This is a genomic window from Flavobacterium sp. H122 (genome assembly GCF_004959765.1).
Lineage (GTDB): Bacteria > Bacteroidota > Bacteroidia > Flavobacteriales > Flavobacteriaceae > Flavobacterium.
Genome location: NZ_SJZD01000003.1, coordinates 20,225 through 45,660, shown reverse-complemented (window position 1 = coordinate 45,660; position 25,436 = coordinate 20,225). Strand labels below are relative to the sequence as shown.

The 25,436-nt window shown below is 35.3% G+C and carries 27 protein-coding genes; 8 read left to right on the top strand and 19 right to left on the bottom strand.

The window, feature by feature from the left end; translation table 11 throughout:
- Window positions 1-2: 2 nt before the first annotated feature.
- Together EZM65_RS05600 and EZM65_RS05595 are read left to right on the top strand one after the other, a co-directional pair.
- Window positions 3-785: an enoyl-CoA hydratase/isomerase family protein gene (locus tag EZM65_RS05600; protein ID WP_136667572.1), complete on the top strand. Its 783-nt coding sequence runs from the start codon at window positions 3-5 to the stop codon at window positions 783-785.
- 56 nt (window positions 786-841) lie between these two features.
- Entirely contained in the window at window positions 842-1,939 is a 1,098-nt protein-coding gene (locus EZM65_RS05595) for a serine hydrolase (RefSeq protein WP_136667571.1), read from the top strand.
- A gap of 68 nt (window positions 1,940-2,007) precedes the next feature.
- On the opposite strand, the gene EZM65_RS05590 is transcribed toward EZM65_RS05595, so the two are convergent.
- The 12 genes from EZM65_RS05590 to metG form a co-directional block, all read right to left on the bottom strand.
- Window positions 2,008-2,652: an HD domain-containing protein gene (locus EZM65_RS05590; protein ID WP_136667570.1), complete on the bottom strand. Its 645-nt coding sequence runs from the start codon at window positions 2,650-2,652 to the stop codon at window positions 2,008-2,010.
- Window positions 2,653-2,655: 3 nt separating this feature from the next.
- Window positions 2,656-3,654 (bottom strand): acyl-ACP desaturase, encoded by a 999-nt coding sequence (locus tag EZM65_RS05585; RefSeq protein ID WP_136667569.1) that lies wholly within the window; start codon window positions 3,652-3,654, stop codon window positions 2,656-2,658.
- 50 nt (window positions 3,655-3,704) lie between these two features.
- Window positions 3,705-4,439: a 1-acyl-sn-glycerol-3-phosphate acyltransferase gene (locus EZM65_RS05580; protein ID WP_136667568.1), complete on the bottom strand. Its 735-nt coding sequence runs from the start codon at window positions 4,437-4,439 to the stop codon at window positions 3,705-3,707.
- A 78-nt stretch (window positions 4,440-4,517) separates the two neighbouring features.
- Window positions 4,518-4,928: a BrxA/BrxB family bacilliredoxin gene (locus tag EZM65_RS05575; protein ID WP_136667567.1), complete on the bottom strand. Its 411-nt coding sequence runs from the start codon at window positions 4,926-4,928 to the stop codon at window positions 4,518-4,520.
- Window positions 4,929-5,014: 86 nt separating this feature from the next.
- On the bottom strand, window positions 5,015-5,917 hold the full coding sequence (locus EZM65_RS05570; RefSeq protein WP_136667566.1) for a histone deacetylase: 903 nt from the start codon (window positions 5,915-5,917) through the stop codon (window positions 5,015-5,017).
- Between the two features lie 38 nt (window positions 5,918-5,955).
- Window positions 5,956-7,071, bottom strand: coding sequence for a nuclear transport factor 2 family protein (locus EZM65_RS05565; RefSeq protein ID WP_136667565.1), 1,116 nt, complete (start codon window positions 7,069-7,071; stop codon window positions 5,956-5,958).
- A 104-nt stretch (window positions 7,072-7,175) separates the two neighbouring features.
- Window positions 7,176-8,204, bottom strand: coding sequence for a helix-turn-helix transcriptional regulator (locus tag EZM65_RS05560; protein WP_136667564.1), 1,029 nt, complete (start codon window positions 8,202-8,204; stop codon window positions 7,176-7,178).
- Between the two features lie 48 nt (window positions 8,205-8,252).
- Entirely contained in the window at window positions 8,253-8,882 is a 630-nt protein-coding gene (locus EZM65_RS05555) for a chloramphenicol acetyltransferase (protein WP_136667563.1), read from the bottom strand.
- A complete protein-coding gene (locus EZM65_RS05550) occupies window positions 8,882-9,565 on the bottom strand; it encodes an HAD family hydrolase (RefSeq protein ID WP_136667562.1) in 684 nt (227 codons plus the stop codon). The genes EZM65_RS05555 and EZM65_RS05550 overlap by 1 nt, the downstream gene beginning before the upstream one ends.
- Window positions 9,566-9,589: 24 nt before the next feature.
- Window positions 9,590-9,775 (bottom strand): hypothetical protein, encoded by a 186-nt coding sequence (locus tag EZM65_RS05545; RefSeq protein ID WP_136667561.1) that lies wholly within the window; start codon window positions 9,773-9,775, stop codon window positions 9,590-9,592.
- A gap of 11 nt (window positions 9,776-9,786) precedes the next feature.
- Window positions 9,787-10,302 (bottom strand): ferritin, encoded by a 516-nt coding sequence (locus EZM65_RS05540; RefSeq protein WP_136667560.1) that lies wholly within the window; start codon window positions 10,300-10,302, stop codon window positions 9,787-9,789.
- 36 nt (window positions 10,303-10,338) lie between these two features.
- Window positions 10,339-12,408, bottom strand: a complete 2,070-nt coding sequence (gene metG, locus EZM65_RS05535; RefSeq protein ID WP_136667559.1) for a methionine--tRNA ligase — start codon at window positions 12,406-12,408, stop codon at window positions 10,339-10,341.
- Between the two features lie 198 nt (window positions 12,409-12,606).
- Between metG and EZM65_RS05530 the strand changes: the two genes are divergently transcribed.
- The 3 genes from EZM65_RS05530 to EZM65_RS05520 all read left to right on the top strand — a co-directional run bounded on the left by EZM65_RS05530 (window position 12,607) and on the right by EZM65_RS05520 (window position 14,689).
- Window positions 12,607-13,512, top strand: coding sequence for an LD-carboxypeptidase (locus EZM65_RS05530; RefSeq protein WP_169051645.1), 906 nt, complete (start codon window positions 12,607-12,609; stop codon window positions 13,510-13,512).
- 56 nt (window positions 13,513-13,568) lie between these two features.
- Complete coding sequence (locus EZM65_RS05525; protein WP_136667557.1) at window positions 13,569-13,928, top strand: YraN family protein; 360 nt, start codon at window positions 13,569-13,571, stop codon at window positions 13,926-13,928.
- A 98-nt stretch (window positions 13,929-14,026) separates the two neighbouring features.
- Window positions 14,027-14,689, top strand: a complete 663-nt coding sequence (locus tag EZM65_RS05520) for an aspartate kinase (RefSeq protein ID WP_136667556.1) — start codon at window positions 14,027-14,029, stop codon at window positions 14,687-14,689.
- Window positions 14,690-14,786: 97 nt separating this feature from the next.
- Here the strand turns inward: EZM65_RS05520 and mfd are convergent, their stop codons facing one another.
- Window positions 14,787-18,140, bottom strand: a complete 3,354-nt coding sequence (gene mfd / locus EZM65_RS05515; protein WP_136667555.1) for a transcription-repair coupling factor — start codon at window positions 18,138-18,140, stop codon at window positions 14,787-14,789.
- A gap of 5 nt (window positions 18,141-18,145) precedes the next feature.
- Window positions 18,146-18,775 carry a hypothetical protein gene (locus EZM65_RS05510; RefSeq protein ID WP_136667554.1) on the bottom strand — a complete coding sequence of 210 codons (630 nt, stop codon included), beginning with the start codon at window positions 18,773-18,775 and terminating at the stop codon, window positions 18,146-18,148.
- 120 nt (window positions 18,776-18,895) lie between these two features.
- On the opposite strand from EZM65_RS05510, the gene EZM65_RS05505 reads away from it, so the two are divergent.
- Complete coding sequence (locus EZM65_RS05505) at window positions 18,896-19,852, top strand: NAD-dependent epimerase/dehydratase family protein (RefSeq protein ID WP_136667553.1); 957 nt, start codon at window positions 18,896-18,898, stop codon at window positions 19,850-19,852.
- A 1-nt stretch (window position 19,853) separates the two neighbouring features.
- On the opposite strand, the gene EZM65_RS05500 is transcribed toward EZM65_RS05505, so the two are convergent.
- Window positions 19,854-20,345 (bottom strand): nuclear transport factor 2 family protein, encoded by a 492-nt coding sequence (locus EZM65_RS05500; protein ID WP_136667552.1) that lies wholly within the window; start codon window positions 20,343-20,345, stop codon window positions 19,854-19,856.
- A 113-nt stretch (window positions 20,346-20,458) separates the two neighbouring features.
- Window positions 20,459-20,671 (bottom strand): hypothetical protein, encoded by a 213-nt coding sequence (locus EZM65_RS05495; protein ID WP_136667551.1) that lies wholly within the window; start codon window positions 20,669-20,671, stop codon window positions 20,459-20,461.
- A gap of 327 nt (window positions 20,672-20,998) precedes the next feature.
- On the opposite strand from EZM65_RS05495, the gene EZM65_RS15450 reads away from it, so the two are divergent.
- Both EZM65_RS15450 and EZM65_RS05490 read left to right on the top strand, forming a co-directional pair.
- The gene (locus EZM65_RS15450; RefSeq protein WP_169051644.1) at window positions 20,999-21,163 is read left to right on the top strand and encodes a DUF5670 family protein; all 165 of its coding nucleotides are present in this window, start codon (window positions 20,999-21,001) and stop codon (window positions 21,161-21,163) included.
- A gap of 28 nt (window positions 21,164-21,191) precedes the next feature.
- Complete coding sequence (locus EZM65_RS05490; RefSeq protein ID WP_136667550.1) at window positions 21,192-21,629, top strand: hypothetical protein; 438 nt, start codon at window positions 21,192-21,194, stop codon at window positions 21,627-21,629.
- A gap of 429 nt (window positions 21,630-22,058) precedes the next feature.
- On the opposite strand, the gene EZM65_RS05485 is transcribed toward EZM65_RS05490, so the two are convergent.
- The 3 genes from EZM65_RS05485 to EZM65_RS05475 are packed head-to-tail and all read right to left on the bottom strand — an operon-like array spanning window position 22,059 to window position 25,417.
- Complete coding sequence (locus tag EZM65_RS05485; protein WP_136667549.1) at window positions 22,059-23,273, bottom strand: murein hydrolase activator EnvC; 1,215 nt, start codon at window positions 23,271-23,273, stop codon at window positions 22,059-22,061.
- A gap of 9 nt (window positions 23,274-23,282) precedes the next feature.
- The gene (locus tag EZM65_RS05480; protein ID WP_136667548.1) at window positions 23,283-24,071 is read right to left on the bottom strand and encodes a DUF4292 domain-containing protein; all 789 of its coding nucleotides are present in this window, start codon (window positions 24,069-24,071) and stop codon (window positions 23,283-23,285) included.
- Entirely contained in the window at window positions 24,068-25,417 is a 1,350-nt protein-coding gene (locus EZM65_RS05475; protein ID WP_136667547.1) for a lipopolysaccharide assembly protein LapB, read from the bottom strand. The genes EZM65_RS05480 and EZM65_RS05475 overlap by 4 nt, the downstream gene beginning before the upstream one ends.
- Window positions 25,418-25,436: the final 19 nt, after the last annotated feature.

The following is a 25,436-nucleotide window of genomic DNA, read 5'->3' as shown; positions in this document are numbered from 1 at the left end:
TTATGGAAATGAAAAATATTTTAGTCGAACACGAAAAATTTACGGCTACCATTACAATCAACCGTCCTGAAAAATTAAATGCACTAAACTCTGAAACAATAAAAGAGTTACACGATTGCTTAAAAAAACTAGAAGATAATGACATGGTAAGAACCATCATTATTACCGGAAGCGGTGAGAAAGCATTTGTTGCAGGAGCAGACATTTCTGAATTTGCTCATTTTTCTGAAAAAGAAGGTGCGGCATTGGCGCGTAAAGGTCAGGAATTATTGTTTGACTTTGTAGAGAACATGAAAACACCGGTAATTGCGGCAGTAAACGGATTTGCATTAGGTGGCGGGTTGGAATTGGCTATGTCCTGTCATTTCCGTATTGCATCAGACAATGCAAAAATGGGACTTCCGGAAACTTCTTTAGGTGTTATTCCCGGTTATGGAGGAACACAACGTTTGGCTCAGTTAGTGGGTAAAGGCCGTGCCATGGAAATGATTATGACTGCGGGTATGATTACTGCTGATGAAGCACACAGAACAGGTTTGGTGAACCACGTAGTACCACAGGCAGATTTGTTTGCTACTTACATGACTATTGCTGATAAAATCCAACGTAACTCACCGGTTGCAATCGGAAAAGCAATCGAAGCCGTAAATGCTAATTTCAAAGACGGTGTAAACGGATTTGAAGTGGAAATCAAAAACTTTGGTGAATGTTTCGCTACAGCCGATTTTAAAGAAGGAACCACTGCGTTTTTAGAAAAAAGGAAAGCCGCGTTTGAAGGAAAATAATCTTAAAACAATCAATATCAAGTAGTAAGCAATTTTGTTTACTGCTTTTTTATATTATGAAATATTTATTGTTATTATTTTTATCATCAACCATTTCATTTTCACAAATAAGTTTTGAGAAAGTCAATCAAAAAACCAAAAAACTGATTGAGAATTACAAAACAAAAGAAGATCTCCCGGGAGTAGCAGTTTCTGTCTCCTACAATGACACTATTCTATTTTCTGAAGGATTTGGATATGCTGATTTGGAAAACAGGATCAAAGTCGAGCCTTCCAAAACTAAATTTGACATTGGCAGTGTAACCAAAACAATAACAATTTGCTCTCTTGCCCGATTAGCCGAATTAGATTCTATAAAATTTGAGGAGAGTATTTATAAATATCTTCCCGAATTACCACATAAAGGCTACGATTTTACAATTGCACAATTAGGAGCACATCTGTCCGGTCTGCAAAGAGATTCTTCAGAAGAAATTTTTGAACCGACTTGTAAACTAAATAAAAATAATTTTTTTGAATACTATAAAAAAGACAATCAGATTTACAAACCACAAACAAAATATATGTATAGCAATTTAGGCTATAAAATTTTAGGTTTGGTTTTAGAAAAAAAGTCTGGTTTAGAGATAGAAAAATGTAATAAAAAACTAATTTTTGACATTCTTAAATTGACAAATACTCATAAAGATTCGATAGAATTTTCAGACAGTAGTGTTTCAAAATTATATCTTTTTGAAAGAAAAAATTATAATACATTAAAAGGTTACAGCTGTGAATTCAAATACGGGGAAGGTTGTTTTTTGTCTACAAGTGAGGATTTAATAAAGTTTGGCAATGCTCTTCTTTTTCCGGAAAAACTATTAAAAAAAGAAACATTAGTTTATTTGATTAAGAATCAAAAAACAACTGATGGTAAAAATACTGATTATGGAATTGGCTTTTCATCAAGAAAAGACGCTAACGGGAATTATTATTACGGTCATGAAGGCAACTGGATAGGCTCAAGAGCTTTTATGTACATTTACCCTAAATCTAAATTGGTAATTACATTATTGGCTAACCGTATGATGAATTCAAAAAAATACAACCATATTCAAATAGTACCTGAAGTCGCAAAAAAATATATTGATTTTCTGGGCAGGAAAACCAATTAAAATTCAAAGAGCCCCAGTAAAACTAAGACTCTTTAAATTTATTATAAAATATTATTGCTAACTGAAAACTACTTCTTCCCCTCCCACTCGTCATAAAACTGGAACAGAAAATTTTCCATAAACAAATGACGCTGTCCGGCAATTTTAACTCCGGTACGGGTTTTCATTTTATCTTTTAACAAAAGAAGTTTCTCATAAAAATGATTAATTGTAGGTGTCTCAGAATTTTTATATTCTTCCTTTGACATATTCAGTTTAGGCTGAATTTCCGGATTATAGATTGTCCTGTTCTTGAAGCCACCGTAATTAAACGTACGTGCAATTCCTATGGCTCCCAATGCATCCAAACGATCAGCATCCTGTACTATATCCAATTCTTTTGAATGGAATTTAGCCTCAAAATTACCTCCCTTAAAAGAAACATTCTCGATAATTTTCACCACATGATCAATCGTTTCCTGATCCACATTTTGAGATTCTAAAAAATTTCTCGCTGTCTGCGGGCCAACATTCTCATCGCCGCCGTGAAATTTGCTGTCAGCTATGTCATGCAGCAAAGCGGCAAGCATTACCACAGTCTTATCACATTCCTCTTCAAAAGCAATCAGCTGTGCATTTTTATACACACGCTCAATATGAAACCAGTCATGACCGCCTTCGGCATCTCTAAGCTGTTCTTTTACAAAAGCAATAGTCTTTTCTATCAACTCCATAAATTACGTAAGAATTGCAGGCTGTACCCATTTGAATACTTTCTCTTCTGCAGGTACAACCAATCTGTCTGCCAGACGGGTCATTCTTGCCGGTAATTTCATCAAATAATCACGGGCTTTCTCCGCTTCATCAGATAAACCGTTTACTTTATCAATTTCCCATTTATCAATTAATTTTTGAAGAATTTCAACATAATCAATAGCTGTATAAACCCCTATTCGTTGGGCCGATTCAGAGAATTTTTCAAAAGCTGTTCCAATAGCTTCACCTGACTCTCTGATCAAATGTGCAGGCATAGTTATTTTTTGCTTCATCATGTGCTGGAATGCCAGCATCATTTCGCTTGGATCAACTTTAAAAATCTGGTTTACAAATTCGCTATAGGCGTGATGATGACGCATTTCGTCACCAGCAATTAACTTACAGATTTTTGATAATTTATGATCTCCGAATTTCTTAGCCAATTGTGCTACACGGTTGTGAGAAATATAGGTAGCCAGCTCCTGAAAACTTGTAAACACGAAGTTTTTATATGGATCTCTTGCCGTTCCCGGATCAAAACCATCATTAATCAGGTGCTGCGTAGTCATTTCAACCTCGCGCATGTTTACACGTCCTGATAAATACAAGTATTTATTTAATAAATCACCGTGACGGTTTTCTTCCCCTGTCCAGTGACGCAGCCACTTTGCCCAGCCGTTATCACCATTTTCACCCTTTTGTGAAACACCTTCTACGTCCATTAACCAAGTTTCATAGGTAGGCAGTGCCTCCTCTGTAATGGTATCTCCCACTAAAACTACCCAAAAATCATACGGCAGATCCTTAGCAATTTCTCTTAATTCTGTTACATCTTCAATAAATGTTTCTTTTTCAGAATTAGGCAGTAGATCGCTGGGCTGCCAAATCTTTTCAACGGGTATAAGATAGTTTTCCACAAAGAAATCTATCTTTTTTTCTAAAAACTGCATCACTTCCAGACGCATGTTGTGTATTGACATTGTATATCCATTTTAGATTTCAGACATCTGAATTCAGAGTCAAAATCTGGTTAATTTTTAATATTATCTTTTATTACCGTTTCTGTTTTCTCCAAAATCTCTTCAAACGAATAATCAGAAATTTTTAAAGGCTGATGAATCTTGAAATCCAATCTATTGCCTAATCCTAGAGGAAACTTCCCATAGCGGGTCATTTTCCATGAATTGTTGATAGAAACCGGTAAGAAATAAGCATCAGGAGCAAATTTGTAAAGCATTTTCAGTCCGTTTACTGAAAATGGTTTAGGCGCACCTGTTTTACTTCTTGTTCCTTCCGGGAATATTACAACAGAATAATTGTTCTTATTGATATATTCCGCCACACGCTTGATTTCCGGCAAAGCCTGTTTCGGATCTTTCCTGTCAATCAAAGCTGAACCTCCGTGTCTCAAATTGAATGACACACTTGGTATTCCTTTTCCTAGTTCTTTTTTACTGATAAATTTTGGATGGCATTTTCTTAAAAACCAGATAAACGGCGGAATATCATACAAACTCTGATGATTCGCCACAATAATCAACGGCTTGTTTACAGGCACATTTTCAAATCCTTTTACGTTGTACGTTGTTCCCAGCACATGTGTGGAACGGACCAAAAACCAATTTAGGACTGCCACACTCCAACGGTGTGCATTGTAACCAAAAACATTCAGGCAGATCCATTGGATCGGGTGAAAAAGCACCAGCCAAAATCCAAACAATAAATAGTATATGAGCGAAACAGGATACGAAATAATTTTTTGCATAGTCATTTAATTTGGACAAAAAAGAAAAATGTCATTTAGAGAAATTTCCAAATGACATTCACACATAACGTTTTGTAATTAACAAAACTCGTTGTAAGCGTCTTTTAAATTTTCAGCAATAATTTCAGCCGGACGTCCTTCAATATGGTGACGTTCCAACATGTGCACTAATTCACCGTCTTTAAACAATGCCATAGCCGGCGATGAAGGTGGAAAAGGGAACATGTGCTGACGTGCAGCATCAACAGCATCTTTATCTACTCCGGCAAATACAGTAATCAAATGATCCGGTTTTTTACCTCCATCCAAGCTCATTTTTGCGCCTGGGCGTGCATTTCGCGCCGCGCATCCGCAAACTGAATTCACCACTACTAATGTTGTTCCTTTTTGAGCTAAAGCGTTTTCAACTTCTTCAGCAGTATATAGACCTTGAAAACCAGCGTCAGTCAATTCATTACGCATTGGTTTTACCATTTCTTCTGGATACATATTCTTTTAGTTAAAAAGTTATTGAACTGCAAAGTTACAAAGAATATGAATTTTATTGTTCTATTTAATAGGAATTTAACGGAGGATTAATGATAAATCATGTTGGCAACCCTGTAAGTATTGGCATGCGCTTCAATGATTGTCTTTATTTCAGGGGAATAACCTCCGCCCATACTGCATTGTACTGGAATTTGATATTTTTTACAAAGTTCAAAAACTATTTCATCTCTTTTTTTACAACCCTGAACAGAACATCCTAATTTTCCTAATTTATCAGTAGCCACAATATCCACACCGCTGAGATAAAATATGAAATCGGGTTTTTGTGTTTCTATTAACTTTGGCAGAGTGGCATTTAAAATTTTCAAATACTCTTCATCCGAAGTACCGTCAGGCAGAGCAATATCTAAATCAGAAGTTTCTTTTTTAAAAGGGTAATTGCTTTTTCCATGCATCGAAAAAGTAAAAACCTGATTGTTTTTTTCAAAGATTTCGGCTGTACCATTACCCTGATGCACGTCTAAATCGACAATCAGTATTTTTTTAGCTAAATTATTATCCAATAAATACTGCGCTCCAATAGCCTGATCATTTAATAAACAAAATGCTTCCCCTCTGTTTGTGTAAGCATGGTGTGTTCCTCCGGCTATATTGAACGCAATACCATCATGCAGCGCATTTTGAACACCTAGAATTGTTCCCTGTGCTATACGCAATTCCCTTTCGACTAATTCGGCTGAAAGCGGAAAACCAATTTTCCTGACAGCTCTCGCATCGAGGGTCAAATCTGCTAAATGCGTAACGTATTCTTTAGTATGGACAGCTAGAACCGGAGCAAGGTCTGCAATTTCAGGCTCAAAAAACATTTTGCCTGCAGCCGTTCCTTCATGCAGCAGCTGCTGAGGAAGCAACTCATATTTCAGCATTGGGAAACGGTGTCCGTCAGGTAAAGGATGCTTGTAAATAGGATGATATGCTATGGTAAACATAGCACGAAATTCAACATTTACGCTGAATAATACAAACGTTACTCAACTTTTTCAATTTGCTCTATTATTTTCAGGGCAACATCACTTGATGATTGAAAATTTTGTCCGGTAATAATCCGGTCATCCACCTCAACGTGTGAAATATTTCTTGGAGAAAACTTAAATGTACCGCCACGTTCCTCAATTGTTTTTTGAATCAGAAATGGAAAATGTTTGAAATAATCCCCGTCCTGTTTTTCAAATGAATCAGGATAACCGCTTATCTTTCTTCCTGCAACGACATATTTCCCATCTTTGGTTTTTAAATGAACAATTCCTGCTGTTCCGTGACAAACGGAAGATAATATACCTTTGTTGTCCTGATAAACGGCAAGGGCAATTTTCTGTATTGCTTCATTTTCGGGCACACCATACATGGCACTTCCACCACCTATATAATGAACGGCTTTATACAATTCAGGTTTTATATCGCGTGGCTGTAAAGTATGTGCAATTGCATACATAAAATCAGGATTGTATAGATATTGTTTCTGCAGTGAATCCGATGTGTTGATGTAAGCCAAAGGAATACTTCCGCCTTCCGGACTGACAAAATCCACTATATACCCTGACTTTGTAAATGTATCATAAGCATTCACAATTTCTGCAAAACTATTACCTGTTGCTATTTTTGAATTACCATAATAATGGGCGTTTGATACAATAAATAAAATACGTTTGCCAACTTTGTCTGAAGAAATCATACTGGCAGTTTTACTGATTATCTTCCATTCGCCCTGTATTTTTTTTACCAAAAACATATCGATGAATTCCTGCTTTTTTTCCGGGATAAGAATTTCGGCTTTAGCCAAAGCTATGTCATTGAAAATACTTAAAGATAAAATTCTGCCTAAGCGTCCGTTAAATTTTCCTTCCTGTCCCTTTTGAAACCATTTAGTGTATTCAGAAATTGGCACAATCCACAGCGGTTTTTCCTTGTGTGATAAAAACAAATTGGCCTCAGAATAAAAAGCTTTTGAAATTTCACCAGGTTTGTTGTAAGAAGTTCCGTCAATGTAATTTTGAATACATGCGGCAACAGCTTCGGTTTCAGATTGTGCAAGCAGTATTACAGACTGTAATGTCAGCAGAAGAGTAAAAAATAATTTTTTCATAAAACTTAAAATATTAATTCGTCCACAAAACTATTCAGCAGTTTTAAAATGAACCCTTAAGTCAATGAAAATGAAATACTGATGTATACTTCAGGAGTGGATTTTCAGCTTTTCGAGTAATTTGAAGGGGTGATTCCGGTAATTTTTTTAAAAGAGCTGTAAAAAGCACTGGTCGAATTAAACCCGCATTCCAGTCCGATTGCATCTATCTTGAAATTTGTTTCTTCTTTTAACAGTCGCTTGGCTTCCTCAATTCTGTATTCGTTTATGAGTTGCGTAAAACTCCTGTTCAGATTATCATTTATGTACTGTGAGAGTACCTGCGGACGGACATTTAAATTTTGGGCCAAAAGAGGCAGCGTCAGATTAGGATTTTTATACAGCTTGTTTGTTTCAAAAGCAAGAAGGAACTGCTGTGAAATTTCATTTACCGTATCCTGTTCGAGTTTATTAGCATACTTTTCTTTTTTAACCGGAAAGTTGACCGCGTCATTTCTTTTAGTGTAAAACAGTAAAATAGAAATATAGAAACAAAAAGAAAACGACAATGCTCCGGAAATGTATGAGGTGTATCTGGCTGTAAAATAGGCAGTCCAAATTACAAAAACACCGGTCAGGACACTTAAAATCCACATATCCTCCTGACTAATTTTATTGGTATTGTAAATTAATTTCGCCCAGGTTTTTCTGGACACATAAAAAGAAAGCACAATAAACAGGAGCCATAGTATATTAATTGTCCAGTAAATCGGTTTTTTCCATAATTCGACATAAATTTCATACGGAAAGAGTAAACCCAGCGCTACAATAAACAGGAATAAACCCAGCAATGTATATTTTGCAGTATTAATGTTGAAAGAATGCGTCTTCGATTTTATATAAAAAAACAAAAGCGGTCCGATTAAAAAACAAGCCGAAAGACCAATTTGCAGGTATGTTTTTGAAAGATGGGAATTAAAATAAAAGAAAACCGACTTTCCTATCCGGATACTTAAAGCTGCCAAAAGACCGCCAAGAAATAAATCAGATATGTTTCTGGTTTTTTTCAACAATAGAAAATAGAGACTTAAAACAATCCCGTTAAAAGCTCCCAATGCACTAAAAAAGAAAATAATAATTTTACTGAATTCCATCACAAAATTTATTTAGCCACTCTACCATTTTCAAAAGACCTGACAATTTTATGAATTCATTTGTTTTTCAAATTCTTCGATAAACAAACCTACGTGGTATCCATCCACTAAGCCGTGATGGACGTGAACAGACATAGGCATTGATTTTTTACCTTCAGCTTCAGTCAGTTTGCCAAAAGATACTTTGGGACAGCTATCCGGAAATGAAAAACTTCTGGCGTGAGATAATGACGTGAAATTCACCCATGGAATTGCAGAAAAATGAATCAGATTTGTTTCAGGAAAATCACGGGTAAAAAGACCTTCTGTATTTTGAATTCTTTCAATTTCCTGTTTTGCATTCTGATGGAATTGATTCAAATCGGAATCAAATTCGATTAATGAAAAACCAAAAGTCTTGTCTTCACGCATGATTGTAGCAGAGACATCTATACGGTCATAGATAAACACTTCCTTATCAATAATCCGGTACTTGAAATTTTCTACGCTGTTAACGGCTGCCAAGGTTTTGTGCATGTAATAGGTAAAAAAAGGAATTTCCAGCTCTTTAGCTTTTGCAAAAGCTTTAGTACAGTCGATATTTACAGTCATGCCATAAAAAGGTTCCTCCATTTGACTGAAAAACCCGAAATGCGTTGCCCTGTTCCATGAGGCTAAGTCTAATTTTGTTTTTTCCATCAAAGCAAAGATAAAACTTCTTTTACATTGGCAATTGCTTTGAAATTTTCATGTTCAATCTCAAAATCGATCCGTTCATACGCCCAGGTCGTGTGATATGGAATATGCACACCAAATCCGCCAATATTTAAAACAGGCAAAACATCTGATTTTAAAGAATTTCCTATCATCATAAAATCATTGGGTTGAATATCCAAACGTCCCAGCATTTTAGTGTAATCCACCTCAGCTTTATCGCTCATTACTTCGATATGGTGAAAAAAATGTCCCAACCCGGAATCGTGCAATTTACGGTGCTGGTCTTTTAAATCGCCTTTTGTTGCTACAATGAGCTTGTACTTTCCTTTCAATTCTTTTAAAACCTCCTCTACATCCGGTAAGAGTTCAACCGGTTTTAACAACAAATCTTTTCCTATTTGAAGGATTTTTTCGATAACATGCCCCGAAATTTGCTGGTTGGTCAAATCCAAACCCGATTCTACCATGGATAACGTAAACGCTTTAATCCCGAAACCGTATAAAGGAAGATTCTTCACCTGATGACTCAGTATTATCTGCAAAATTTCCTGATGCGAGGCATAGTTTTGAAACAAGGCACAAAATTTTTCCTGGGCTTCATCAAAAAAGGGTTCATTGTGCCAAAGCGTGTCATCGGCATCAAAAGCGATTATTTTTGGTTTCATATTTTGAAGTATAAAAAAACTCCTTCAGGCAGAAGGAGCTTTATGATATTTTTCAATCAAGTCAAACATAGGGCAGCGTTTGCATCGTTTAGACTCTTTCTTTTTGTATTTTTCACAACATTGTGACTTACACTTTTCTGCTTTTTTGTGTAATTTTTTAAGCTCTTTTTCGTGCTTGTCTTTGTCCTTATCTTTGTCTTTTTTGCTCAAAGCAAAAAGAATTAAGTTTGTTTTACTGCAGCATTCTTAGCGGTGATTTGCAAAATATCCCTGTCAAACAAATACAATCCTCCTTTATCATCCCCTATCATATTGATTTTATCCAATATGTTTTTAGCCTGCGCCTCCTCTTCTATCTGTTCTGCCACATACCATTGTAGAAAATTATGTGTTGCATAATCTTTAGATTCAAAAGTAATGTGAACCAATTCATTAATAGATTGCGACACAAACAGTTCATGCTTGTACAATTCCTCAAACATTTCCTGAAAAGCTGTAAATGTTGTTTTGGGCATTTTTAGTTCGGTTATCTGTGCATGCCCGCCACGCTCATTGACATATTTTATCAGTTTAAGCATGTGCATACGCTCTTCATCTGACTGTAAATACATGAAACGTGCAATGCCCTCAAAACCATGAATTTCAGCCCAGCAAGCCATAGAAAGATACACCTGTGACGATTCGGCTTCGATTCTTATCTGCTTGTTTAAAGCGTCTTCAATACTTTTTTGTAACATAGTTCAGTTCGTTTTCTATAAAGTTACGAAAAAACTTTAAGAAATCACCGCCCCATTTTCAACTCCATCAGCCTCCGGGCTAACAAATACCAATTTACCTTCAGCGTTATTAGTCAATAACAGCATTCCCTGACTTTCTACACCACGCAAAGCTCTTGGTGCCAGATTTACTAAAACAGTAACACGCTTGCCAACTACTTCTTCCGGTGTAAAATGCTCGGCAATTCCCGAAACAATAGTACGTACATCAATTCCTGTATCCACTTTTAATACTAAAAGCTTATCCGCTTTAGGCATTTTTTCAGCTTCTATGATTGTTCCTATACGTAAATCTATTTTTGAGAAATCGTCGAATGTAGTAGTTTCTTTTTGAGGCATAATAGTTTTATTTGCTGAAGCTTTTTCAGATGCATTTGCTGTTTTTGTAGCTTCCAGTTTATCAATTTGTTTTTGTATTTCAGTATCTTCGATTTGTGCGAAAAGAATTTCAGCCTGACCAATTTGATGACCTGCTTTAGTTAAATTCCAGTTCTCAAATTCCAAATTCCAATTATTAGGCTCTATATTTAAGATCTTACATAATTTAGCTGAAGTAAATGGTAAAAAAGGTTCAGACAGAATGGCCAAAGCCGAAGCAATCTGCAAAGCTACATACATTTGCGTTTTTACACGTTCCGGATCGGTTTTAACCATTTTCCAAGGCTCTTCATCCGCTAGATATTTGTTACCCAAACGGGCCACATTCATTAATTCACCCAATGCTTCTCTAAAACGGTATCTTTCAATTGAAGAAGCTATCACTGCTGGGTAGGCTTTTAATTCTGCTAGAGTTTGTTCGTCAACTTCAGTTAAAGCATTTGGTGCTGGCACAATTCCATCATAGTATTTGTGTGTCAATACCACCACACGGTTGATAAAATTACCATAGATAGCCGCCAACTCATTATTATTTCTTGCCTGAAAATCTTTCCAGGTAAAATCGTTGTCTTTTGTTTCAGGAGCATTGGCAGTCAAAGCATAACGTAGTGCATCCTGTTTTTCAGGGAAATCAATTAGATATTCGTGTAACCAAACTGCCCAGTTTTTAGAAGTAGAAAGTTTATTACCTTCTAAGTTCAGGAACTCATTCGCGGGAACGTTATCCGGTAAAATATAATCACCGTGTGCTTTTAGCATAGCCGGGAAAATCACACAGTGGAAAACGATATTGTCTTTACCTATAAAGTGTACTAATTTAGTATCCTGATCTTTCCAATACGGCTCCCAGTCTTTTCCTTCTCTTAGTGCCCATTCTTTAGTAGATGAAATGTAACCAATAGGCGCATCAAACCAAACGTAAAGTTTCTTGCCTTCGGCACCTTCTACAGGCACATCAATTCCCCAATCCAAATCACGGGTAACAGCACGCGGTTCCAATCCGCCGTCAATCCATGATTTTACCTGACCATACACATTAGGTTTCCAGTCATTTTTATGACCTTCTACAATCCATTCTTTCAAAAATGCATCATATTGGTTTAAAGGTAAAAACCAGTGTTTTGTTGACTTCAAAATAGGAGTTGTTCCTGTGATAGTCGACTTCGGATTGATCAAATCGGTTGCGTTAAGGGAAGTTCCGCATTTTTCACACTGATCACCATAAGCTTCAGGATTATCGCATTTTGGACAAGTACCTGTTACAAATCGGTCAGCTAAAAACTGTTCTGCTTTTTCATCATATAATTGCTCCGTAACTTCTTCGATAAACTTACCTTCATCGTACATTTTCTTAAAAAATGCCGATGCTGTATCGTGATGAATTTTTGCAGAAGTACGTGAATAATTGTCAAAAGAAATTCCAAAATCCTCAAAAGATTTACGGATGATTCCGTCGTATTTATCAATTACTTCCTGAGGTGTGATTCCTTCTTTTTTCGCTTTCATTGAAATAGCCACTCCGTGCTCATCACTTCCGCAAATGAAGGCTACATCTTTTCCCTGCAGACGCAGGTAACGCGCATAAATATCAGAAGGTACATAAACCCCAGCCAAATGCCCAATATGTATAGGTCCATTTGTGTAAGGCAATGCCGCAGTAATTGTATATCTTTTTGGATTCGTAATCATAACTAATCGTTTAAATCTAATGAATTGGAACAGATTTTGAGTTGATTTCAAAATCAGAATGCAAAAATAGTCGATTAGCCACGAATACACGAATTTTAAATATATTTTTATTTATTTTTGAAAACACAAACAATAAAAATGCTTCGTTTTTTATTTATCATACTAGTAATTTCCAATTTATCCTATTCTCAAAAAAAGATGATAACACCACCTTATCTAAAAAAAGGCGATACGGTAGCTATTGTGGCTACAGCTCGTAAAAATATTGATGACAACTTAAAACCTGCCATTGACTTGCTGAAAAGCTGGGGGCTGGAAGTAAAAATAGGAAGCACTATAGGTTTAGACTTAAATCAATTGGCCGGAACTGATGAACAACGCGCCAAAGATTTTCAAGACCAGCTGGATAACCCAAATATTAAAATGATTTGGTGTGTCCGCGGTGGTTACGGAACCGTGCGTATGATAGATATGCTTGATTTTACTAAATTCAAACAGCATCCAAAATGGATTGTTGGTTTTAGTGATGTTACCGTTTTGCACAGTCATTTGAACACCATGGGTTATAAATCTATCCACGGAATCATGCCTGTAACGGTTGCAAAAGCTACTCCTGAAGCCAAAGAAACTTTACGTGTTGCTCTATTTAATGATGAAAGACTGGAATACGATCTTTTACCGCATCCTATGAACAAATTTGGTAAAGCCAAAGGTGAATTGGTAGGCGGAAATTTATCAATCCTTTATAGTTTATTCGGATCTCCTTCTGCGATTGATTGTACTGATAAAGTGTTATTCATTGAAGATCTGGACGAATACCTTTACCACATTGACCGTATGATGATGAACCTGAAACGCAACGGCTGTCTGGAAAGTATTAAAGCAATCTTAGTCGGCGGTATGACTAAGATGAGAGACAACGATATCCCCTGGGGGAAAAATGCCTTGCAGATTGTTGAAGACGTAACTAAAAAATACAACATACCAATTATATATGAGTTCCCTGCCGGACATATCAAAGACAACAGAGCTTTGGTTTTTGGAACACAGGTAACAATAGATGTGAATAATGAATGCAGTAAGGTGATCTTCGATCATAAATAAAAAAGCAATGAGGAAAGATTGCTTTGCTTCGTGCCTCGCAACTCCTCGCAATGACTATGGCAGAACACAACGAAACAGGCAAACAGGGTGAAGAGGCAGCGGTAAATTATTTACTAGAAAAAGGCTACGAAATTGTACAGCGGAATTATCAGGCCCGAAAGGCAGAAATTGACATCATTGCCCAAAAAGACAATTGGCTGATAGTTGCGGAAGTAAAAACAAGAACTTCTGTTGACTTCGGCAATCCTGAAGATTTTGTCAACAAAAAGAAAATCAAACTGTTAGCCAAAGCTATTGATGAATATGTTTTGGAAACCGATTTAGATCTTGAAATTCGGTTTGATATTATTTCTGTTATAAAAAATGCTGATTCGTTCACAATAGAACATATTGAAGACGCGTTTTATCATTTTTAACAGAAATATCACAAAATTTTAAAATCCTTATAACAAACATAACAATGTTATAAATGTAACATTTTGGTTGTTTATTTAACTTTGTAAAAAAATTTTGTATGAAAACAATTTCTTCAGTAGTAGAGAATTACATCAAAACAAAACCTTTTTTGTTAAATGCCTTAGCGCAGGGAATCATCAATTTGACTTCACTAGCCAGAGTGATGACAGATGAACTTGAAATCGAATTAGGTAAAGATGTAAAGCAGGGAGCCATAATCATGGCTTTAAAAAGACTTTCAGAAGACTTGAGTTTTCAGGTAAACCATAAAGTTACCAAAGTCTTAAAAGGAATAGGGGAAATTACAGTCCGATCTTCCTTGAATGATTATACTTTTTTAGTTTCAGATACTATTTTCCACAAACAGGCTGAATTGATTGCTGAAATCAATGAGCATCCCGATGCTTTCTTTACCTCATCACGTGGTGTAAACGAAACCAACATTGTAGTAAGCGAAGCGTTAAGCCATTTGGTTGACAAGCATTTTAAAGGTGAGAAACTGACTCAAAAATTAGAGAATCTGGCTTCAATCACCGTTAAACTTCCAAAAGAAAATACAGTTACGCCGGGAATTTATTATTTCATCTTCCAGCGCCTGGCATGGGAAGGAATTGTAATTTATGAAGTGATTTCTACTTCAAACGAGTTTACCGTTTTAGTAGATGACAATGTAGTGGATAAAGCCTTCAGGATTGTTAAGGATTTGAAATTGACGAAGTAATAATTTTTAACCGCAAAGACACAAAGTAAGCGCTAAGTACGCTATTTTTATTTGCGGACTTTGTAAAAAACCTTTGCGGACCTTGCGGTTTAAAAAACTAAACCATCTCAATCAATTCCAAAGCCTTTTTAACCGATTTTACATTTTCGAAAGTCAACAATAAACGGAGACCATTTTTGGTCTCTTTTTCTTTCATCTTACACAGGTTACTGTTTTGCTGAACGAACTCAAGCACTTTATGGAAACGGTTCGATTGATAATAATCACTCTGTTGGTCTCCTAAAAAGTAACACACCAATTTCCCTTGCTTCATCACTACTTTTTCAATACCCAAATGCGACGCTCTCCATTTGATCCGCAAACTATCCAATAAGGCTAAAGCCGGTTTTGGCAGTTTACCAAATCTATCTTCAAGATGTTGTTGGTATTCCTGTAATTTTTCTTCGGTTTTTATGATGGCCAAATCGTTGTAGAGACTCAAACGCTCCGTCACACTGTTGATGTAATCATCCGGGAAGAGCAATTCAAAATCGGTGTCGATTTGCAGGTCTTTTACATATTCTTTGGTTTCAATATCACTTTCTTCAGGATATAAATCTTTGAATTCATTTTCTTTCAATTCCTCAATGGCTTCCTGCATGATTTTTTGGTAGGTTTCAAAACCAATCTCGTTGATGAAACCGCTTTGCTCCCCGCCCAATAAATCCCCGGCTCCACGGATTTCCAAATCTTTCATGGCAATATTAAAACCGCTTCCCAGTTCACTAAATTGCGTTAAAGCCTGAATACGCTTACGGGCTTCCTCAGTCATTGCAGAGTAAGGCGGTGTGATGAAATAACAGAATGCTTTTTTATTGCTTCGTCCCACACGGCCACGCATTTGGTGTAAATCAGACAGTCCGAAATTATTGGCATTATTGATGAAAATTGTATTGGCATTAGGCACGTCCAATCCACTTTCTATAATCGTTGTAGCCACCAGCACGTCAAATTCACCTTCCATGAAAGAAAGCATGATCTCTTCCAGCTTCTTGCCATCCATTTGACCATGACCAATAGCTACTTTTGCATTGGGCACCAATCGCTGGATCATCCCTGCAATTTCCTTGATATTTTCAATACGGTTGTTTATGAAATACACTTGCCCTCCGCGCTCTATTTCATACGAAACGGCATCACGGATCACTTCTTCATTAAATCCTACCACCTGCGTATCGATAGGATAACGGTTGGGTGGCGGGGTGCTGATTACCGATAAATCCCTCGCCGCCATTAACGAAAACTGTAACGTTCTAGGGATAGGAGTTGCCGTTAACGTAAGCGTATCTACATTTGTTGCAATGGTTTTCAGTTTATCTTTTACGTTTACACCAAACTTTTGCTCTTCGTCAATAATCAACAGACCCAAATCTTTAAACTTGACATTTTTATTCACCAACTGATGTGTTCCTATAATAATATCGAGTTTACCGGATTCCAAATCTTTTAAAATTTCAGTCTTTTGTTTCGCCGTTCTGAATCGGTTTATATAACTGACATTTACAGGTAAATCTTTCAAACGCGATCTGAAAGTTCTGAAATGCTGGTAGGCTAAAATAGTTGTAGGTACTAAGACTGCTACCTGCTTGCTGTTGTCAACCGCCTTGAAGGCGGCACGGATGGCAACTTCGGTTTTACCAAAACCTACATCACCACACACCAAACGATCCATGGGACGCTCATTTTCCATATCGGCTTTTACATCCTGCGTCGCTTTTAACTGGTCAGGTGTATCTTCATAAATAAAAGAACTCTCTAATTCCAACTGCAGATAACTATCCTGGGCAAAAGCATACCCTTTATCCAAACGGCGTTTTGCATACAATTGAATCAAGTTAAAAGCAATGTGTTTAACGCGTGCTTTTGTCTTTTGTTTTAAAGCTTTCCAGGCACCCGAACCCAATTTATAAATTTTAGGTGGTGCTCCGTCTTTGCCATTGTACTTAGATATTTTATGTAAAGAATGAATACTTACATACACAATATCATTATCGGCATATACTAACTTAATTGCTTCCTGTGTTTTACCTTCCACCTGAATTTTCTGCAATCCGCCAAATTTTCCAATTCCGTGATCGATATGTGTTACATAATCACCCACTGAAAGGGAATTCAGTTCCTTTAAAGTGATATTCTGTTTTTTGGCATAACCATTTTTAATGGAAAACTTATGATATCGCTCAAAAATCTGATGGTCTGTATAACACGCTATTTGATTTTCCTCATCAATAAAACCTTGGTATAATGGCAGCACAATTGTTTCATAATCCTTGGCAAAATGCTCGTGCTGCTGTTCATCCAGACTTTCAAAAATATCATGAAAACGTTTCGCCTGCTGTTCATTGGCACAAAACAAATAGTTTTTTAATCCTTTTTGTCTGTTGGTTTTTAAATCATCAAACAATAAGTCAAATTGTTTGTTAAACGAAGGCTGCGGTTTTATGTTAAACTCAAAAGTTTCCTGAATTCTAAATGTCGCTTTAGGAGACATTTCCACCACAGAAAAGTTCAAAGCCTGTTTGATAAAGGTTTGCTGATTGACAAACAATTCTTCTGGGGAAGCGTGTTTTATATCTTTGGATAATTTTTCAAAACTCTCCTGAGCTTTCACAAAAAGTTTATCCAGATTAGCCAACAGCAAATCGGTATTTTGAATAAAAATGGAAGTTTTTGGGCTTATGTATTGTAAAAAACTTTCCCGTTTTTCTTCCAGTAATTTATTTTCAAAATTGGGGATAATGGTGATTTTGTTTTTCTGCTCCACAGAAAGCTGGCTGGCCACATCAAAAGTACGGATACTGTCTACTTCATTGCCAAAAAATTCAATACGGTAGGGATTATCATTTGAAAACGAAAACACATCCAAAATACCTCCCCGTACAGAAAACTCTCCCGGTTCTGTAATAAAATCCACCCGTTTGAAATCATATTCAAACAAGACTTCATTAATAAAATCAATAGAAACCTTATCTCCTACCGAAATTTTTAAGGTATTCTTTTCAAGCTCTTTTTTAGTAATAACTTTTTCAAAAATTGCTTCAGGATAAGAAACAATGATGCAAGGTTTTTTACGTGAATTGATTCGGTTTAAAACCTCAGAACGTAATAATACATTAGCATTATCCGTCTCTTCTATCTGATAAGGTCTTCTATACGAACTGGGATAAAACAAAACCTCTTTTTCGCCAATTAACTCTTCCAAGTCATTGAGAATATAAGCCGCTTCTTCTTTTTCATTAGCTAAAATAAGCATTGTTTTATCCGCTTTTTCAAATAATGATTCGATCACGAACGACAATGATGAGCCTATCAATCCTTTAACATGAATTTTAGCATCACCGTTTAAAGCATTGGCGATTTGTGCAATTTTAGGCTGATTGGCAAATAGTTGTTTTATATAATCAGTACTCAAAGCTATTATTTTATTTCTTCAAAAGATTTTATTTCTTCTTTTTGCGGCGTTTGCGGTTGAGGATTTGCTAATGTGTCAACCTTTTTCCCACCGGCACGCTTAATCATTTCAACTTCCCCTTCTTCCATTTGAATTTTACTGCGGCGAACAATTTCTTCAATCTGACCGTTGAAAGCATTGACCTCCAAATTCAAATCATTAACCAATTCTATTACCCTTTTTTCAGGAATTCTGTCAATATTTAAGAACATATCAAGAGCTTTCAGCTTAGTAATCAACGCGGAGAGCCTGGCCTTAATTTTAGGCTTATTCAATCTGTTGGGAATAGTAGAAGGCAAAACATCTGCCTTTTTAACCAGATTTTTGGTTTTCAATTTAAAAGCATTGATTGTGCTTTTAGGTTTTTGGTTTAATTCATTAATAAACAAACGCCATTCGTTCCAGCTTTGAACAATAACTTCAGATTCAGGCGTAAGCTGCTGGCTGGAAAAATTCCATGCTTTTGAAAGCGAATTAAAAACCAATTCTTTTTCCTTTAGTGCTCTTTGAACTTCAACGGCTTCACTTCGGTCTTCCTTTTTACAGGAAACCAAAATAACCGCAAACAAAAAGCTATATTTTAAAAGTTTATTCATTGCAAAATACTTTGAAAACACAAAAGTACACTTTTTGTGTTTTAGGTGATTAAAAGTGTTAAATATGTTAAGAATTTGAGGCTGATAATTGTGTATCTTTGTACACCAAACTAGTTGCAAATGGAAACGAAGATTTTAATTATCGGTGCATGTGGTCAAATTGGCACCGAACTTACCCAAAAATTACGTCAGATTTATGGAAATGAAAATGTAGTAGCTTCTGATATTAGAAAACTGAATATTGATGTTGTTAACGACGGAATTTTTGAAGTTGTTAATGCACTTGACTACAATCAAATTGAACATCTTATTGAAAAATATCAAATTACTGATGTGTATTTGATGGCTGCATTACTTTCTGCAACTGCCGAGAAAAATCCGGCCTTTGCCTGGGATTTAAACATGAACTCATTATTTCACGTTTTGAATCTTGCCAAAGCAGGAAAAATCAAAAAAATATACTGGCCTTCAAGTATTGCTGTTTTTGGCCCGACAACGCCAAGACACAATACGCCGCAATATACCATAATGGAACCTTCAACGGTATACGGAATCAGCAAACAAACGGGGGAAAGATGGTGTGAGTACTATCACAAGCAATATGGAGTAGATGTGCGCAGTTTGCGTTATCCCGGATTAATTTCATGGAGTACACCTCCTGGTGGCGGCACCACAGATTATGCTGTTGATATTTACCACAAAGCCATTACTGAAGGTACTTTTACTTCGTTTCTTTCTGAAAATTCAGGTTTACCTATGATGTATATGGATGATGCAATCAAGGCTACCATCAGCATTATGCAGGCACCTGCTGAAAATATAAAAATACGTTCTTCATACAACTTGAGCGCCATGAGTTTTACTCCTGCGGAAATTGCTGAAGAAATTAAAAAACATTATCCAGATTTCTCTATAAATTATGCACCGGACTTCCGCCAGCAAATTGCAAATAGTTGGCCGGCAAGTATTGATGACTCAAGTGCAAGAGAAGACTGGGGCTGGCAAAATGATTTCGATTTAGAATCGATGACAACCGAAATGTTCAAACAGCTAAATGAAAATGTTTACAACAAATAAACTATTTCTTTTGTGATAACTTCTCAATTAAAGCGTCTTCTAAAGGCGCTTTAATTTTTACCACTTCGTTTACAGTATCATTAGGTACAGTCATCGATAGAACATAGTGTTTTATTTTCCATTCTTTACCCACTTTTATTAGAATTCCGCTTCCTCTGCAGATTTTCATTTGGGTATTCAGCAGTTCATCAAACCAGACTGTTTTTTTATCTTTTGAAACATAAATATTGCGTTCCAGAACCGTAAAATTCCATGCCTTGCCTTTATCAAAGTAAGGTTTCGCAAAATCCATGAATTGTTTTTTGTTCCAGTTTTCAGTGGCATCAGTACCAATAAAAATAGATTCTTCTGCCAAATATCCAAAGTAGCTTTCAAATTTAGCTTCTGACGCAGCTTTGTGCCAATTATCAAGTACAAGATTTATTTCAGTCTTTTCTTTGGTTTGGGCAAAAGAAGCGCAGGTAAATAAAAATAGAAGAAGTATATTTCTCATAAAAGATGTTTTTTCAAATATAAGAAATAAAAAAAGCGCACAATTCTTTTACATATTAAAGAAAACAATATACCTGAATCAGATAATTAATTTTCAACGATTAATTGTCTAATTTAGTACGATTTTGATTGTGATGCATTGTAATATCTTAAAACAAATGTTATTATACATCTTCCATCGGCCAAGCAGCTTTGCACCATATTTTCCACATACATACCTTTTTCAAAAAAATCTTGAAGTTCAGGGTAAGTATATATTGTGGCCTGTTTTTTTTGCACATCATCAGGAATACCTGTGATAACGGTTATAATTTCCTGTTGTTTCATGTTTTTATAATTTAATTTCACAGAAATAAAGTTTTTAAAAAATCTAAAAAGTTGTTATAAACTCACTAAAAGAAAAACTTTAATATTCTATTAATCAGACAGAATATTAAAGTTACAACTAATTGATAACTAATTATGTTAAATGTTTGAAAAACAATTATTTAACTTTAAATTAAGTAGATTAGATTCCAAAAATTGTACCTTTAATTAAATTGGAATAGGTATTGTTTTATAATTTACTGTGGTTTCCCATGTTATTATTTTATGAAAAATGAAATATTTCATAAAAATGAAGATAAAGGCTAATAATAATCTAATAAAAAAACGATGAAAAAATTATACAACAGCATAGCAATAGCACTTGTAGTATTATGGACAATAGGGCTTTATGTAGGTGAAGTTGGCTTATTAACACATTTATTATTAATTCCTGTAGCCCTGATTCTAATCTATGACATTATTGATATAGCAAAGCTTTTAAATAAAGGATGATAAATTCTACAACATAAAAAGATAAGTGATGGAAAGTCTAAACACGTTATTTTCTCAAAAAATATTTTCATTAACTGAGAAGATCCAAGAGAGCTTCCCAGGTATTTATGAACATTTAGATGAAACTCCATTTTCACTTAAATTTTACAGCAAGGATGAAATAGACGATGTTGATTTAATGAACTATTTAGAAGAGTTAATTTTTCAAATGAATTATTACAAAAAAACGACAGATGATTACAAAAGAATTCATTTGAAAAACTTGATTGATAACACAAGTATTTCAGCAGTTATTCTTAACGAAAATTGGAATTATAAAAAAGAAAAATTATTAGAAATGTATCCCATTTTAAGCGAAACAGATTTATTATACATTGATGGAAAAAAAGAAGAAATGCTCGAAAGAGTTTGTACAATATTAGCAATCACAAAGAAGGAAGTAAACCAAATACTTCGTCGTATTTAAACCAGTAAAAGGACCTTGATTGATTTAAAAAAACTATTATCTGCAAAACCTATATTTCAACACGTTTGTAACTCGTCTTATATAATAAAAACATTCTTTATTTACTTTAATTACCTGTTAAAATGAGATGTGATTTATATTTTACTCATCTCATTGATTTCTCTACTAGAAATTTAGAATCTGTTTTTCACTGAATCATTATAATATAAAAAAACCGATATTATTGTCAGTTTTTTAAGAATTCGAGAGTATTTAATTTCCGGACCTATTTAACGGCTCTACCACTATTACATTGATTATGCCGAAGCCCTTATCTCTTGTTTGTTCCAAAGAAATACAGCTGAATAACAGTTAAAGGATCGTTTTTTATGATTGCTGTTTTCTTCAAATATAAGGAATAAAATAGGCGCCTTTAAGCGCCTATTCATGTTACATATTAATCAACCAGGATTGTGGATTTAATTTTGTTATATTTTGGTATATCAAAAATTTCAGAACCGCTTTATTTGTGAAATTATTGAAATGAATGGTACCAATAGTTTGCTTTGTTGATACTTTTTGTCCTTTTCCTACATTTACCGAGCTTAAATTTGAATATGTAGTGATGTAATCCCCATGACGGATTACCACCGTTGCAGTACCGTTTGCTGCCTGCTGCACTTCACTTACTTCGCCACTGAAAACCGCTCTGGCATGTGCCCCTTTTTCAGATGAAATTTCAATACCGCTGCTCTCAATCATAATGGAAGGCTCCAGCGGGTGAGGCTGACGCCCGAAACGTTTACTTAACGCACCTTTTTCCACCGGCCACGGTAAACGGCCACGGTTCGAACGGAAATCGTTAGCCAGTTCTTTGGCCTCAGGAGTTAAGACAAACGTTGTTGTATTTGTCGTATTACCAGCCTTTTTATTAGCTGCGGCAATTGCCTCACGGATTAACTTTTCAATTTGTCTTTCAATGGCACGGGATTCTTTTTGCTTCTTACGGATTTCGGCAACAATCTTATTTTTGTCTTTTTTAATTCTGAAAAGCAAACGTTCCTGTTCCAGACGCTCATTTTCTAAAACCTGTTTTTCTTTTTCACTTTCGGCAAGCAGTTTTTCCTTTTCTTTCTTTTGTGTGCCTAATTTATTTTGATATTGTTCTAACTGATCTGTTTTACCTTTAATTTCTTCTCCCTGCATTTTTCTGAAAGAAGAATACTGCTTCATATATTGGGCACGTTTATATGCCTGTAAAAAATTATCGGCAGAAAGAATGAACATTGCCTTACTTTGTTCCGACCGGCTTTTATATGATTTTTCAATCATAGCTGCATAATCCTCTTTAAGGATTTTTAAATCCTTTCTAAGCTGATTCACTTTCACCTGATTAATGTACATGCTGTTACCAAGCACTTTCTTTTGCTTTTCGGTTATATTAATCAGTTTTTGCTGCAATCCGATTTTTGCTTTTTGCTGTGATACGACTTTAGAAACATTTTTTTCTTTCTTTTTTTGTTCTCCCAGCAAACGTTCCTTTTGACGGATTTCTTCCTGAATCCTTGCTTTTTGTTCTTCAAGCTTACGTTGTCTGTCTTCTTCCTGCGCCCAGGAAAAAGTTGTACTTACAATAAATAGAATGGAAAAAATATATCTTAACATAAATGTCTTTTACTTATTAATTTTAATTTGCTCATATCCACTTGGCACACTATATGGAAAAGTAAGTTCTTCATTAAAACTTACATTTTTATTTTCTATAGCAATAGTTGTGATTTTGTCCCCTTGTACTGCAAAAATAGCAAGTTCCATTGGGAAAACACATTCCTGATACGATTTATACCTTGAATAATTTGCAATCATCCTGCGTTCCGGCTCCAATTGTTTTATTTCCTGACGGTTCAGCCAAAAATCCTTAGGGTCAAAAATATATGATTTTGCAAAATTACCATCCGTAATTTCTTCCAATTTAGGATTATTTTCTTCTATTGCAACATTATATTTTCCTAAAGTCAAATCATCCATGGCTTTACCCAACAAGAGATTCTGCACTTTTTGAAAGTCCAAATCGGTTCCCAGCCAATCACTCAGCATTTTGTAGTCACCTTCAAAATATTTTCCGCCTACTTTTTCATAATACTTAACCTCAGTAGGAGTTATTAATGCTTTTGCTCCGGTAAACCCAAACATTTTTACAGTTACCAGAATAATTTCGTCTTTTTTGATACGGATATCAGCTGAAACACTCAACGACTGCTTTGCATCATGATAATCAACATTTGATTTAATATAAGCCGTTTTAAAATCGCGGTTAACGGCATTGTGATTGACAATGATGTTTTTTGCCGTTTCGTTTACAGCAGCTGTGGCAACTTCCGCAGGAGCTATCATTTTTTGTTTGGCTTTACAGGAAACCAATAGTACACTTAAAAGTATTGTAACAAAAATTTTGTTTATCATTTCTTTTTATTTTTAAGATTTGCAGCACGGGTTGAATATTCTTCTGCTTTTTTACCATTCCCTAAAGCAGAAGCAACCTGACTCATCAGATTGAGGAAATCAATTTCCAAACCTGTATTGTCTACTACATAATCCAAGCCAATCTCTAAAAATTCGTTGGCTTTTTTTACATTTTTTAATTGAAATGCCGATTTACCTGCAAAAAAGTAATACTCCGGCTGATTAGGATACATATCAATCAAATCAGAAGCCACTTTTTGCATATTTTGAAAATCAGCTTTCTCTTCATAGGAAGCCAATAAGAAAATATTAGCTTCCACATCACTGTTTTTAACAGCAACAGATTTTTCCAGATTTTTTATGGCTAAATCCCAATTTTGCTTTTTATAATAAAATTTACCAATCTCTTTGTAAACATCAACTTCCGGGTCGCCTTCAAAATATTTTGCTGCAGAGGCTAATTGGTTTTCGAAAGCAGGATTTTTTGAAGCAAAAATCAAGAATTCATTAAACATTTTAAATTTGATTTTTTTATCAACTTTTCTGCTTTTCAAAACAGTCTCCAATGCCTTTGAAGCTTCCTGTCCTTTACCGTCGTTAATATAATACTTGAATAAAAATACCTGTGCCCAATCAGAACCTGGTATGTTTTTCTGTAATTTTTCAAGAACCTGGCGTGCTTTTTCCTCCTGATTGCTTTCAGAGTATTTAGCAATCAGTGACAAATAATTCTCTTCGTTTAGAGGGTTTTCGTCAATTGCTTTTTCCAGATCATTTTTATTCCCCGCACTCAAGCCTGTTTGTTTATTGATCTCAGCACGGTATTGATTGCGGCGTTCCGTTTTGCCTTCCGTTTCATCCAATTCGTTAATCAACAACAAAGCTTTATCATACTGGCGTGTGTACATGTACAAGGAAACTAAATCTTCTTTATACTTTTTGTCCAGCGGGATTATTTTTTGAAGTGTTAAAATCCCTTGATTGAAATTCTTGGTTTCATAATACACTTCATATAAATCTATCCAGTACCATTTATTTATAGGATCAATCTGAGTTGCTTTTGTATAGGCTTCTTCTGCTTGAACATAGTCTTTTTTGAAAAAATAGTTCTTTCCCAACTCATGAAAGACAACAGCATTTTGAGGCTGGAGTTGTAAACATTTTTCTAATTCAATAATGGCTTTATCGTAATTCTCAATTCCTTTTTGTTTCAGGGATTCATAATACGCTTCCTGAAAAGCATCAGAATCAAGTGCAATATCTTCCGGATTAGTTTGGGCAATAGAAAACTGGGTACTGAATATCAGCACTAATAAAAATGATATTTTTAAAGCTTTTTTAATCATTGTATATTGCAACCAAAAA